The sequence below is a fragment of the Micromonospora cynarisoli genome (genome assembly GCF_030518815.1).
GTDB classification, from domain to species: domain Bacteria; phylum Actinomycetota; class Actinomycetes; order Mycobacteriales; family Micromonosporaceae; genus Micromonospora; species Micromonospora wenchangensis.
The window spans coordinates 6,558,911-6,571,503 of the sequence record NZ_CP130426.1; the positions used below are offsets into that span (position 1 = coordinate 6,558,911).

The window sequence follows — 12,593 nt, forward strand, 5'->3', positions numbered from 1 at the left end:
TGCGTTTTAAGTCTTACTTAACTGCTTGCTTGTGACCCACAACATAAAGTAACTTCTCCCGGAACGCCGCACCAGGTGAAAGGAATCGGATGTTCGTCGAGGAGCGTGGCCCGACGCCCGGCACCGACGTGCTCATCCGCAAGGTCGAAGGTCACCTCACCGCCCTGCGGACCAGTCTGCGCGGCCCCGAGCTGGCGCTCGCCGAGCGTCTCGCCGACAGCCTGCGGGAACTGGTCGTCTCCACCGCCCAGTCCAGCGCGGCCGACCGGGGGCAGGTGCGGGTCGCCGTGCACTATTTCGTGCTCCGGCGGGAGAGCCGCGGCGCGCTGTTGCCGGTGCGGTCGCTGGCCGTCGCCCAACGGGTGGTCGACAAGGTCGCCCTCCAGCTCGGCCGCCCCGACCTGCTCGTCGAGCCCCGACGCGCCCTGACGTCCGCGCTCCCCGGTGGTGACACCCCGCCCGGCTGACCGCACGATTTCCCCGAAAAAGCCCCATAGCGGGTGGAACTGGCGTGTGATCGGTGCTGGCCGGACAACTCGCCCGGCGCGCGCCGCCAGTTCGACGGGGAGGACGCGTGCTCGTACTGCTGCTCCTCCATCTGGCGGCGGCGCTCCTCGCGCCGCTGCTGGTCCGCTGGTGGGGTCCGCGCGCCTGTTACCCCCTCGCGCTGGTGCCCGCCGCCGCCCTCGGCTGGGCCCTGACCCGCACCCCGAAGGTCCGCGACGGCGGCGCGGTCGTCGAGACGTACCACTGGATCGGCCAACTGGACCTCGATGTGGCGTTGCGGATGACGACGCTGTCCTGGCTGATGACCCTCCTGGTCGGCGGGGTCGGCGCGCTCGTCCTGGTCTACTGCGGCAGCTACTTCGCCCCCGGCGCGGCGGGCCTGCCCCGGTTCGTCGCGGTGCTCGTCGCCTTCGCCGGGGCCATGCTCGGCCTGGTCCTCTCCGACGACCTGCTGCTGCTCTACGTCTTCTGGGAACTCACCACCGTCTTCTCCTACCTGCTCATCGGGCACAACACCGAGCGCCGCTCCAGCCGCTGGGCGGCGGCCCAGGCGCTCACCGTCACCACCCTCGGCGGGCTGGCCATGCTGCTCGGTTTCCTGATCCTCGGCGGGCACGCCGGCAGCTACCGCTGGTCGGAGATCGCCGCCGCGCCGCTGCCCGGCGGCGGGACGCTGGTCGCGGCGGTGCTGCTGATCCTGACCGGCGCGCTGGCCAAATCGGCGATCGTGCCGTTCAACGGCTGGCTGCCGGTGGCGATGGCCGCACCCACCCCGGTCAGCGCCTACCTGCACGCGGCGGCGATGGTCAAGGCCGGCGTCTACCTGATCGGCCTGCTCGCCCCGGTGCTCGCCGGCACCGGCCCGTGGCGGCCGGTGCTGCTCACCCTCGGCCTGGTCACCATGCTCGTCGGCGGCTGGGCGGCGCTGCGCCAGTGCGACCTGAAACTGCTGCTGGCCTACGGCACGGTCAGCCAGCTCGGCCTGCTGACCGTGACGATCGGCACCGGCAGCGCGGACGCCGCGCTCGCCGGGGTGGCGATGCTGCTCGCCCACGGCCTGTTCAAGGCGGCCCTGTTCCTCGTGGTCGGCATCATCGACCACGACGTCGGCACCCGCGACCTGCGGGAACTCTCCGGCCTCGGCCGCCGGGCCCCGGCGCTCGCGGTGGTCGCCACGCTCGCCGCCGCCTCGATGGCGGGCGTGCCGCCGCTGCTCGGCTTCGTCGCCAAGGAGGCGGTCTTCGCCGCCCTGGCCACCCGCCCGGTGGTGCTCGCCGGGGTGGTCCTGGGCACCGTGCTCACGGTCGCCTACAGCATCCGTTTCCTCTGGGGCGCCTTCGCCACCCGCCCCGGCACCGCCGAGACCGAACCGGAACCGGTGCCGCTGCCGATGCTCGCCCCGCCCGCCCTGCTCGCGGTCGCCGGGCTGGTCGCCGGCCCGGCCGCCGCCGCGCTCGACGGCCTCCTCGGCCCGTACGCGGAACTCTTCGGCCCACCGCACGACACGCTCGCCCTCTGGCACGGCCTGACCCCCGCCCTCGGCCTGTCCGCGCTGGCGCTGGCCGGCGGGGTCGCGCTGCACCAGGTACGCGGCCCGCTCGCCCCGACGCTGGCCCGGTGGAAGCTGCCGTTCACCGGCAACCAGGGGTACGAGTGGGTCACCCACCGGTTCGACCGGCTCGCCATCGAGGTCACCGGGGCCACCCAGCGTGGCTCGCTGCCGCTCTACCTGGGCACCGTCCTGCTGGCCCTGGTGCTGGTCCCGGGTGCGGCCCTGCTCGGCACCGGCCCGTGGCGGACCCGGATCGCGTTGTGGGACAGCCCGCTGCAACTGGTGGTGGGGCTGGTGATCGGGGTCGCGGCGCTCTTCGCGGTCAACGCCCGACGGCGGCTGACCGCGATGCTGCTGGTCGGGGTGACCGGCTACGGCACCGCGATGCTGTTCGTGCTCTACGGGGCACCCGACCTGGCGCTGACCCAGTTCCTGGTGGAGACCGCCACCATCGCCGTGTTCGTGCTGGTGCTGCGCCGGTTGCCGGAACGGTTCTCGGCCCGTCCGCTGCGCCGCAGCCGGTGGGCCCGCCGGGTGCTCGGCGTCGCCGTGGGCGTGGTGCTGGCCGGGCTGGCGCTGATCGCCTCCGGAGCCCGGACCGCCGTGTCCATCTCCACCGCCTTCCCGGCGCTCGCCGTCGCCGAGGGGCACGGCCGCAACGTGGTCAACGTGACCCTGGTGGACATCCGGGCCTGGGACACCATGGGCGAGATCTCGGTGCTGGTGGTGGCCGCCACCGGCGTGGCCAGCCTGATCTTCGAGCGGTCCCGTACCGGGCCGCGACCACGTCGGGTGGAACCCGCCGCCGGCCACGATGACCGGCCGGTCTGGCTACGCGGCGGAGCCACCCTGCACGAGCGCCGCCGGTCCATCGTCTTCGAGGTGGTGACCCGGCTGCTGTTCCACACGATCGTGCTCTTCTCGCTGTTCCTGCTCTTCTCCGGTCACAACGCGCCAGGCGGCGGCTTCTCCGGTGGCCTGGTGGCGAGCCTGGCGCTGGCCGTGCGCTACCTCGCCGGTGGCCGGTACGAACTGGCCGAGGCGGCCCCCGTCGGGGCGGGCACGGTGCTCGGCGCCGGCCTGGCGATCTCCGTCGGCGGGGGTGTGGTCTCCCTGCTGACCACCGGCACCGTGCTGGCGAGCACCCGGGTCGACCTGCCGCTGCCCGGCCTCGGCGGGCCGTACCTGGTCACCTCGCTCTTCTTCGACGTCGGCGTCTACCTGATCGTGGTGGGGCTGATGCTTGACATCCTGCGCAGTCTCGGCGCCGAGATCGACAGGCACATCGAGGCGGCCGGCAAGTCCGACCGGGGGCTCGTCGTCGACCACGAGGGGGACCGGCGGTGAGGGACGGCGGGGCGGGCCCGACGCTGGTGCTGGTGATCGCCGTGGGCGTGCTCGCCGCCACCGGGGTGACCCTGCTGCTGGAACGCAGCCTCACCCGCATCCTGCTCGGCGTCATCCTGCTCGGCAACGGGGTGAACCTGCTCATCCTGCTCGGTGGCGGCTCCGGCGAGGCGCCGGTGGTGGGCACCGGCCCGGACGACGAGATGAGCGACGCGCTGCCGCAGGCGATGGTGCTCACCGCCATCGTGATCACCTTCGGGCTGACCGCCTTCCTCGCCGCCGTGGCGTACCGGAGCTGGTATCTCGGCGGCGACGACGAGGTCCAGGACGACGTGGAGGACCAGCAGATCGTCGCGCTCGCCGCCCGCAACGAGGTGGCCAACACCGACCTCGGCGGTGAGGGGCCCGGCGACGACCCCGAACAGGTGGACCCGGAACCGCCCCGCCGACCGGGCGGCACGCGGTGAACCGCCTCGTGCCGCTGCCGGTGGTGGTGCCGCTGCTCGGGGCCGCCCTCACCCTGATCCTGGTCAGCCGGCCCCGGTTGCAACGCACCGTCAGCGTGGTCGCCCTCGCCACCAACCTGGTGGTCGCGGTGCTGCTGCTGGTGCGGGCCCACCGGGACGGGCCGGTGGTGACCGAGGTGGGCGGCTGGCCCGCGCCGGTCGGCATCGTGCTGGTCGCCGACCAGCTCGCCGCGTTGATGCTGGTGGTCTCGTCGGCGGTCACGCTCTGCGTGCTGTTCTACTCCATCGGCCAGGGCCGGGCCGAGACCAGCGAGTCCGCGCCGGTGAGCATCTACCACCCCACCTACCTGGTGCTCACCGCCGGGATCACCAACGCGTTCCTCGCCGGTGACCTGTTCAACCTCTTCGTCGGGTTCGAGATCCTGCTCGCGGCGAGCTTCGTGCTGATCACCCTGGGCGGCACCGAGACCCGTATCCGCACCGGCTCGACGTACGTGGTGGTCAGCATCCTCTCCTCGATGATCTTCCTGGCTGCCGTGGGCCTGGTGTACGCGGCCACCGGCACCCTCAACCTGGCGCAGCTCGCCGGCCGGCTCGACGCCCTGCCCGGCGGCGTACGGCTGGCGTTGCAGTTGATGCTGCTGCTCGCCTTCGGCATCAAGGCGGCGCTCTTCCCGCTGTCCGCCTGGCTGCCGGACAGCTACCCGACCGCCCCGGCACCGGTCACCGCCGTCTTCGCCGGCCTGCTCACCAAGGTCGGCGTCTACGCGATCATCCGGACCGAGACGCTGCTCTTCCCCGACGGCGCGGCGTCCACCCTGCTGATGGTCGGGGCCGGACTGACCATGGTGGTCGGCGTGCTCGGTGCGGTCGCCCAGTCGGACATGAAGCGGCTCTTCTCGTTCACCCTGGTCAGCCACATCGGCTACATGATCTTCGGGGTGGCGTTGGGCACCACCGCCGCGCTCTCCGGCGCGATCTTCTACGTGGTGCACCACATCACCATCCAGACCACCCTGTTCCTGGTCGCCGGCCTGGTCGAGGAGCGGGCCGGCAGCACCGACCTGCGCCGGATCGGCGGGCTGGCCCGGGTCGCCCCGCTGCTGGCGGTGCTCTACTTCGTTCCGGCGATGAACCTGGCCGGCATCCCCCCCTTCTCCGGCTTCCTCGGCAAGGTCGGCCTGCTCCAGGCCGGGGTGGCGCACGGCGGCGCGCTGCCCTGGGTGCTGGTCGTCGCCGGCACGCTGACCAGCCTGCTCACCCTCTACGCCGCCTCCCGGGTGTGGAACATCGCGTTCTGGCGGTCCCCGCGGCTCGTCACCGCCGACCCGGTGCCCCGGCTGCCCGCGCTGATGGTCGGGGCCACCGCCGCCCTGGTGGTGCTGGGGCTGGTGCTCACCGTCGCCGCCGGCCCGCTGTTCCAGGTCACCGCCGACGCCGCCGCCGACCTGCGGCTGCGTACCCCGTACGTGCGGGCCGTCCTGCCCGGCGGCCCGTCGTGACCGGCTCCCCCCGGCCCACCAGGACGTCGCCGCCGCGCACCGGACGCCGCCGGGACCAGCTCATCGCCCTCGGCTGGCTGGTCGCGGTCTGGAACCTGCTCTGGGGGCGTCTCTCCCCGGCCAACCTGCTCACCGGCCTGCTGGTCGGCGGGGCGGTGCTGCTGTTCTTCCCGCTCCCGCCGGTCTCCTTCGGCGGTCACCTGCGGCCCCGGGCACTGCTCCGGCTCGCCGGGGTCTTCGTCGTCGAACTGGTCAGCGCCAGCATCCACGTCGCCGCCATCGCCGTACGCCCCGGCTTCCGTCCGCGTGGCGCGATCATCGGGGTGCGGCTGCGGGTCCGCACCGACCTGAACCTGGCGCTCACCGCCGAGCTGCTCTCCCTCGTGCCGGGCACCCTGATCGTCGAGGTCGACCGGGACGCCGGCGTCCTCTACGTGCACGTGCTCGACGTGCGGTCCCCGGCCGACCTGACCGGCAGCCGGGACCGCATCCTCGCCGTCGAGGAACGGATCGTGCGGGCCGTCGGCTCCGCCGCCGAGCTGCACACGCTCACCACCGAACCCACGGAGGCACCGTGACCGTCGTCCTCGCCGTCGTCCTGACCGTGCTGCTGTCGACCACCGCCCTGCTGGCGCTGGCCCGGATCTACCGAGGCCCGTCGCTGCTGGACCGGGTCATCGCCGCCGACCTGCTGCTCGCCACCATGCTCGGCGCGGTCGGCGCGGAGGCGGCGGTGAACCGGCACGCCACCACGCTGCCGGTGCTGGTAGTGCTCTCCCTACTCGGCTTCGTCGGCTCGGTCGCCCTGGTCCGCTTCGCCGCCCGGGAGGAATCGTGACCCGGCCCGTCCCGGGTCACCCCCGGCCCGGGGGCCACGGCCGGGTCGCGTCGGTTCCGGCCGGGGGAGGTCGGCCGTGAGCGTGGGTACGGTGATCGACTGGCTGGCCGCCGTCGCCCTGGTCTGCGGGGCGCTGCTCAGCCTCGCCGCCGGGATCGGCGTGCTGCGCTTCCCGGACGTGCTGGACCGGATGCACGCCGCCACCAAACCCCAGGTGCTCGGGGTGCTGCTGTTGCTGCTGGGGCTGGCGCTGCGGCTGCGTACCGCCGCCGACCTGGGCATGATCATGCTGGTCGGGGTCTTCCAGCTGGCCACCGCCCCGGTGGCCGCCCAGATGATCGGCCGGGCCGCCTACCGGTCCGGCCGGGTCGACCGCAGCCTGCTCGACGTCGACGAACTGGCCGGGGACCCGCCCCGGACCGGTGAATAGCGGGACGAGCAGGAACTTTGCCCCCACCCTCAGCGGGCGTCCAGCAACCGCCGATAGAATTACGGCATGATCGACTCCTCTGCCCAGGAGGGCAGCAGTAGCCAGCCGGGTCGTGCCCGGCAATCCCCCGCCCCGACGTCCACGGGAGCCCTGAGCGACCCGTGTTGATCGTCGTCGGCCTCGTGCTCATCATCGTTCTCACCGCCGCCACCGGCTACTTCGTAGCCCAGGAGTTCGGCTACGTCGCCGTGGACCGGGGCAAGCTCAAGCAGCTCGCCGACGACGGCGACGCCAAGGCCGCCCGCGCCCTGGAGGTCACCGGACGGCTGTCGTTCATGCTCTCCGGGGCGCAGCTCGGCATCACCGTGACCGCCCTGCTGGTCGGTTACGCCGCCGAGCCGTACCTCGGTGCCGGGCTGGCCGAACTGCTCGGTGGCGTGGGCGTCTCCACCAGTGTCAGCCTGCCGCTGTCGGTGGCGTTGGCGCTGGTCATCGCCACCGTCGTGCAGATGGTCCTCGGTGAACTCGCCCCCAAGAACCTGGCCATCGCCCGCCCCGAGGCGTTGGCGCGGGCGCTGAGCCGGTCCACCCTGATCTACCTGAAGATCGCCGGGCCGCTGATCACGCTCTTCGACCGGGCCGCCGTCCGGCTGCTGCGCCGGGTCGGCATCGAGCCGATCGAGGAACTGCCCAGCGGCGCCACCCCGGCCGACCTGGAGCAGATCATCGCCGAGTCCCGGGAGGAGGGGCACCTCGACGCCGAGATGTCCGACCTGCTCGACCGGGGTCTCGACTTCCGGGAGCTGACCGCCGGGGAGGCCATGGTGCCCCGGGTCGACGTGCACACCATCCGGTCGCACGAACCGGTCAGCCGGGTGGTCGAGCTGCTCGACACCGGTCACTCCCGGTTTCCCGTACGCGGTGCCGACGGCGTCGACGACCTCGTCGGCGTGGTCGGCATCGCCGACGTGCTGGGGGTGCCGCCGGCCGAGCGCGCCACCACCCCGATCAGCGCGGTGGCCGTACCGCCGCTGCTGGTGCCGGAGACGTTGCCGCTGCCCACGGTGCTGGACCGGCTGCGGTCCGGGCACCGGCAGCTCGCCTGCGTGGTCGACGAGTACGGCGGCTTCGCCGGTGTGATCACGCTGGAGGACATCGCCGAGGAACTCGTCGGACCGATCCGCGACGAGGACGACCCGCCCGAGCCGGCCCCGATCCGGCAGGACGACGGGTCCTGGGTGGTGCCGGCCCGCTGGCGGATCGACGAGGTCGCCGACAGCACCGGCATCGCCCTGCCCGAGGCCCCCGAGTACGACACCCTCTCCGGGCTGGTCATGCGGGAGCTGGGCCGGGTGCCCGAGGTGGGCGACCGGCTGGAGATCAGCCTGCCGGTCGACCACGACGAGCCGGCGGAACGGCCGACGGCCCTGGTCGAGGTGCTCGCCGTGGACCGGCACGTGGCCGACTCCGTCCGGCTCACCCTGGCCGGCGACCAGGACGCCGACGGGGAACCCCGGGCCACCGGCGGCGGGGGTGACCGACGCCGCGCCGCGAACGTCCGGGCCACCGGGGGCGGGGGCGACCGACGCGGTGGCGCGAACGCCCGTGCCACCGGCGGTGCCGACGCGCGCGTCACCCAGGGTCGGCAGGAGCGGTCGTGAGCCCCACCGTCGCACTGCTGGTGTCGGTGCTGCTGCTCGCCCTCAACGGCTTCTTCGTGGCCGCCGAGTTCGCCCTGGTGGCGGCCAAGCGCTACCGGTTGGAACAGACCGCCGCCACCGGCAGCCGGGCCGCCCGCGCCGCCCTGGACGGGGTACGGGAACTCTCCCTGATGCTGGCCGGCGCGCAGCTCGGCATCACCCTGTGCACCCTGGGGCTGGGTGCGCTGGCCGAACCGGCGATCGAACACCTGATCAGCCCGCTGCTGCACACCGTCGGCCTGCCGGAGGCGGCCAGCCACGTCGTCGCGTTGATCTTCGCGTTGGGGCTGGTGACGTTCCTGCACCTGGTGGTCGGCGAGATGGCCCCGAAGTCGTGGGCGATCACCGACGCCGAGCGCTCGGCGACGCTGCTGGCGCTGCCGTTCCGGGCCTTCGCCCGGGTCGCCCGCCCGGTGCTGTCCGTGCTCAACGCCCTGGCCAACGCGATGCTGCGGCTGGTCGGGGTGCAGCAGCAGGACCAGTTGGCCCAGGTCCACGGCCCGGACGAGCTGCGCATCCTGCTCGAACAGTCCCGCGAGCACGGGCTGCTCGGCGCCGAACAGCACCAGATGCTGACCAGCATGCTGGAGTTGCAGGGCACCACCGTCGCCCAGGTGATGGAACCCTTCGACCAGATCGTCACGGTCCACCGCAACGACACCGCCGAGCGGATCGAGCAGGTCAGCCGGGACAGCGGCCGGTCCCGGCTCGCCGTCCTCGACGACGGCGGCGAGGTGTGCGGGCTGGTGCACGTACGGGAGGCCGTCCGGGCCGTCACCACCAGCCGGGCGGCCACCGCCGCCGAGCTGATGACCCGGTCGTTCACCCTGCCGGCCACCTCCTCGGTCACCGAGGCGGTCGCCGCGATGCGCGCCGACCAGGCCCAGTTGGCGCTGGTCCGCAACGGTGGCGGCCCGACCCGGCCGATCGGTTTCGTGGCGCTGGAGGACCTCCTCGAAGAGGTCATCGGCGAGTTCGACGACGAAACCGACCCGATCCCGCGGGGTCGCCGCATGCGCTGACGGTCGCGCCCGGCGTTCTGCCGGATCGATGCAACGGGGGCGAGGTAGTGGTGTCGCAGTGGGTTGACACCGCTACATCGCCCCCATCGCGTCGATCAACGGGGCTGCGCGCCCCACCCTTCCGGTGTTCGGGTGCAGGAGTGCCAGGCCGGTGAGCGGGAACCCGCACGGTCATGCGGTTGACAGGTGTGTCCCCGGAGTCCGGTGTGACCGGGTTGTCGGTGAGCACCACGCTCACCAATCCGAGCACCCGTCCCGGGCTGCGGCTGCCGGGGCGGGTGACCCTCAGCGCCGGGTCGCAGGACGTGCCGATCCGGCACGTACGGCTGGGGCTGGTGGCGACCGCCGAACCGGAGGACCCGCGTTCGCCCCGTCGCCTCGTGCAGTACCACCAGGTGCCGGTGGGGGGACGGTTCGTCGTACCGGCGGGGCGGCGACGGGCCATCGACTTCGCCGTACCGCTGCCGTGGGAGACCCCGGTGACGATCTTCGGCGGGGTGCCGTTGATGAGCCTGCGCACCGGGCTGCGTACCGAGGTGTCGGTGGACCCCGAGCTGGAGCAGGGCGCGATGGTGCCGATCTTCGTCCATCCGCTGCCCACCCAGCAGCACGTTCTCGCCGCGCTGGACACGCTGGGTTTCGTCCTGCGGCAGGCGGGTCTGGTGTCGAGCCGGTTGCCGGGGGTCGCGCAGACCCTGCCGGTGCACCAGCGGCTCGGTTACTGGGTCGCCCCGCTCTACGCCGGTCCGATCACCGAACTGGAGCTGATCTTCGTGACCAACTCCGCCGGTCTGGAGGTGCTGCTCTGGCTGGACCGGCGGCTGTCGTTGACCGGGATCAGTCACCAGAGCATCAGCCGGTTCCGGATCTGGCACACCGGTGCCGACCAGCAGGACTGGGTCACGGTGGTGGACGGCTGGTTGCGCACGGCGGTCGACCGGCACGCGGCGGCGGCCTCGGACGCGCACTGGTCGGCCCGGATCACCGAGTCGGCCCACGTCAGCCGCCCGCCTGACGAACCGGTGCGACCGGGCTTCGGGTTGGGTGGCACCGCCGGTGGTGGGGGAATCGGCGGCGGGGGTGGCGACGGCACCTGACCCGGCGGGCGTCGGTGGGCCAGGTGCCGGGTGCCCGTCAGGGACGGGGCGGGTCAGACCGAGGCGGTGGCGAGCTTGATGCCGAAGCCCAGGAAGAGCATGCCGACGCCGGTGGTGGCCCCGGCGGCCAACCGGCGACGCTGCCGGAACTGGGCGGCCAGGAAGGTGCCCGCGAAGATCAGCGCGGTCAGGTAGAGCGCGCTGGTCACCTGGGCGATCAGCCCGAGCAGCAGGAACGACAGCGCCGGCCAGGCGTAGCCGGGGTCGACGAACTGGATGAAGAACGAGATGAAGAAGAGGATCGCCTTCGGGTTGAGCAGGCTGATCACCAGCGCCTTGCGGAACGGGCTGCGCAGCGCCTCCGGCTCGGCGGCGTCGATCAGCCGGGGTGTCGCGGGGTCGTTGCGGTCACGCCACCGCCGCCAGGCCCCCCGCAGCATGGTCAGCCCGACGTAGCCCAGATAGGCCGCGCCGGCGTACTTGATCACGAGGAAGAGCGGCGGGTACGCCTTGAGCAGCGACGCCACCCCGGCGGCGGAGAGGATCATCAGCACCGAGTCGCCGAGGAAGACCCCGCCCGCCGCCCGGTAGCCGGTCGCCACGCCGCGCTTGGCGGCGGTGGAGAGCACGAAGAGGGAGTTCGGCCCCGGCAGCAGAATGATCGCCACGGTGCCCAACACGTACGTCCAGATGTCGGTGATGCCCAGCACGCCCGTCATCCTCGCTCCGCCGGTGCCGTACGGCGAAGCCATTCCCGCAGCCTGGCCTGTGCGTTCGGCCACTCGTCGACGGTCATGGCGTACTGCACGGTGTCCCGCCAGGAGCCGTCCGGGCGCTGCCGGTGCATCCGCAGCACGCCCTCCCGGGTCGCGCCGAGCCTGGCGATCGCGGCCTGCGAGCGGGTGTTGCGGATGTCGGTCTGCCAGACCACCCGCACCGCCCCCAGTTCGTCGAACGCCCGACCGAGCAGCAACAGCTTGGCCTCGGTGTTGACGGCGCTGCCCCACCAGGGCCGGCCGAGCCAGGTGTACCCGATGGCGACGCAGCGCCGCGCCGGGTCGAGGTCGTAGTAGGAGGTCGACCCGATGACCGTGCCGGTGCGGGCGCAGCGCTGCACCCACGGCACCCGTTCGCCGCGTCGCCTGGCGTCCAGCGCGGTGGTGACGACGGCCCGCATCGCGGCCGGGTCGGTGGGCGTCGGGTGGCTCAGGTGGGCCCAGACCTCCGGCTCGGCGGTGGCGGTGAAGAGGTCGTCGGCGTGCGCCGTGGTGAGCGGTTCCAGCAGCACGTGCGCGCCGCGCAGCGGCACCGGCTCGTACCACGGCGACGCGGCGGCATCCGGCGCAGGCGACGCGGGGGCCTGTGTTCCCGGCTCGATGGTCTGCGCTCCCGACCTGGCCAGCCCGGCGGTGTCGGGCGGGCCGGTGACGTGCGCCGGGCCGGGGCGGGCCGGTCCGTCCTGCTCCCGCACGGGAGCGCCGGTGCCGGACAGGTAGGCCGGCAGCGGGGCGGTCACCCCGGCATCGGGCTCCGGCGGGCCGGCGACCTGCCGCAGCGGCACCACCCCGGCCCAGTACGGCAGGACGAGGTCGGCGGGGTCGTCGCGCACCCCGCCGGTGCGGGCCCGGACCGACACCTCGCGCAGCGGCAGGGCCAGGACGGCCGTCTCGGCAAGCTCCCGGCGGCTCGGTGGGCGGCTGTCCGCGGCCCGCCCGGCGGCGGCCTTCTCCACCAGGGCGGTCAGCACCGTGCGCTTGTCGTCCTCGCTGGTCACCAGGTGGGCGGTGCCGTGGGCGACGACCGAGCGGTAGTTGGCGCTGTGGTGGAACTGGGAACGGCCGTAGACCAGCCCGTCGAGCAGGGTCACCGTGACACAGACCGGCAGCCCGGCGTCGCCCCGGGCGGCGAGCAGCGGCCGGCTGCCGGTGGAGCCGTGCAGGTAGAGGGTGTCACCGACGCGGACGTGCAGGGTGGGCAGCAGTCGCGGCTCACCGTCGACCACGAACCCCAGCACGCAGTGGTAGGCCTCGTCGAGCACCGCGTGGGCGGCGGCCCGGTCGTAGCTCATCCGGTCCCGGCTGCGGCTGGCGGTGGTGCGTGCGGTCGGCGCGTACATGTGACATCCCTCCTT

General features: G+C 73.1%; 11 protein-coding genes and 1 pseudogene. 10 read left to right on the plus strand and 2 right to left on the minus strand.

Features of this window, described 5'->3' with window-relative positions; translation table 11 throughout:
- The first annotated feature begins 89 nt into the window (after positions 1 to 89).
- From Q2K16_RS28900 to Q2K16_RS28945, 10 genes and pseudogenes are all read left to right on the plus strand, one after another.
- On the plus strand, positions 90 to 467 hold the full coding sequence (locus Q2K16_RS28900; RefSeq protein WP_302741439.1) for a hypothetical protein: 378 nt from the start codon (positions 90 to 92) through the stop codon (positions 465 to 467).
- 107 nt (positions 468 to 574) lie between these two features.
- Entirely contained in the window at positions 575 to 3,406 is a 2,832-nt protein-coding gene (locus tag Q2K16_RS28905; RefSeq protein WP_302741440.1) for a Na+/H+ antiporter subunit A, read from the plus strand.
- Positions 3,403 to 3,873, plus strand: a complete 471-nt coding sequence (locus Q2K16_RS28910; protein ID WP_302741441.1) for a Na(+)/H(+) antiporter subunit C — start codon at positions 3,403 to 3,405, stop codon at positions 3,871 to 3,873. Before Q2K16_RS28905 ends, Q2K16_RS28910 begins: the two co-directional genes overlap by 4 nt.
- The gene (locus Q2K16_RS28915) at positions 3,870 to 5,375 is read left to right on the plus strand and encodes a Na+/H+ antiporter subunit D (RefSeq protein WP_302741442.1); all 1,506 of its coding nucleotides are present in this window, start codon (positions 3,870 to 3,872) and stop codon (positions 5,373 to 5,375) included. Before Q2K16_RS28910 ends, Q2K16_RS28915 begins: the two co-directional genes overlap by 4 nt.
- Entirely contained in the window at positions 5,372 to 5,953 is a 582-nt protein-coding gene (locus Q2K16_RS28920) for a Na+/H+ antiporter subunit E (RefSeq protein ID WP_302741444.1), read from the plus strand. Before Q2K16_RS28915 ends, Q2K16_RS28920 begins: the two co-directional genes overlap by 4 nt.
- A complete protein-coding gene (locus tag Q2K16_RS28925) occupies positions 5,950 to 6,213 on the plus strand; it encodes an MrpF/PhaF family protein (RefSeq protein WP_145918463.1) in 264 nt (87 codons plus the stop codon). Before Q2K16_RS28920 ends, Q2K16_RS28925 begins: the two co-directional genes overlap by 4 nt.
- A gap of 82 nt (positions 6,214 to 6,295) precedes the next feature.
- Positions 6,296 to 6,643: a monovalent cation/H(+) antiporter subunit G gene (gene mnhG, locus Q2K16_RS28930; protein WP_302746648.1), complete on the plus strand. Its 348-nt coding sequence runs from the start codon at positions 6,296 to 6,298 to the stop codon at positions 6,641 to 6,643.
- 161 nt (positions 6,644 to 6,804) lie between these two features.
- Positions 6,805 to 8,157, plus strand: a pseudogene (locus tag Q2K16_RS28935) (hemolysin family protein); the annotation flags it as partial.
- 143 nt (positions 8,158 to 8,300) lie between these two features.
- On the plus strand, positions 8,301 to 9,365 hold the full coding sequence (locus Q2K16_RS28940; RefSeq protein ID WP_204923927.1) for a hemolysin family protein: 1,065 nt from the start codon (positions 8,301 to 8,303) through the stop codon (positions 9,363 to 9,365).
- A gap of 173 nt (positions 9,366 to 9,538) precedes the next feature.
- Positions 9,539 to 10,462 (plus strand): sporulation protein, encoded by a 924-nt coding sequence (locus Q2K16_RS28945; RefSeq protein ID WP_302741449.1) that lies wholly within the window; start codon positions 9,539 to 9,541, stop codon positions 10,460 to 10,462.
- Positions 10,463 to 10,515: 53 nt separating this feature from the next.
- Here Q2K16_RS28945 and leuE read toward each other — a convergent pair whose 3' ends face one another.
- Together leuE and Q2K16_RS28955 are read right to left on the minus strand one after the other, a co-directional pair.
- Positions 10,516 to 11,181 carry a leucine efflux protein LeuE gene (gene leuE, locus Q2K16_RS28950; RefSeq protein ID WP_302741451.1) on the minus strand — a complete coding sequence of 222 codons (666 nt, stop codon included), beginning with the start codon at positions 11,179 to 11,181 and terminating at the stop codon, positions 10,516 to 10,518.
- Entirely contained in the window at positions 11,178 to 12,578 is a 1,401-nt protein-coding gene (locus Q2K16_RS28955; RefSeq protein WP_302741452.1) for a bifunctional pyridoxamine 5'-phosphate oxidase family protein/GNAT family N-acetyltransferase, read from the minus strand. The genes leuE and Q2K16_RS28955 overlap by 4 nt, the downstream gene beginning before the upstream one ends.
- Positions 12,579 to 12,593 lie beyond the last annotated feature (15 nt).

Coding starts and splice junctions, on each gene's coding strand:
- Q2K16_RS28900 (WP_302741439.1), top strand. CDS start 90: ATGTTCGTCGAGGAGCGTGGCCCGACGCCCGGCACCGACGTGCTCATC.
- Q2K16_RS28945 (WP_302741449.1), top strand. CDS start 9,539: ATGCGGTTGACAGGTGTGTCCCCGGAGTCCGGTGTGACCGGGTTGTCG.
- leuE (WP_302741451.1), bottom strand. CDS start 11,181: ATGACGGGCGTGCTGGGCATCACCGACATCTGGACGTACGTGTTGGGC.
- Q2K16_RS28955 (WP_302741452.1), bottom strand. CDS start 12,578: ATGTACGCGCCGACCGCACGCACCACCGCCAGCCGCAGCCGGGACCGG.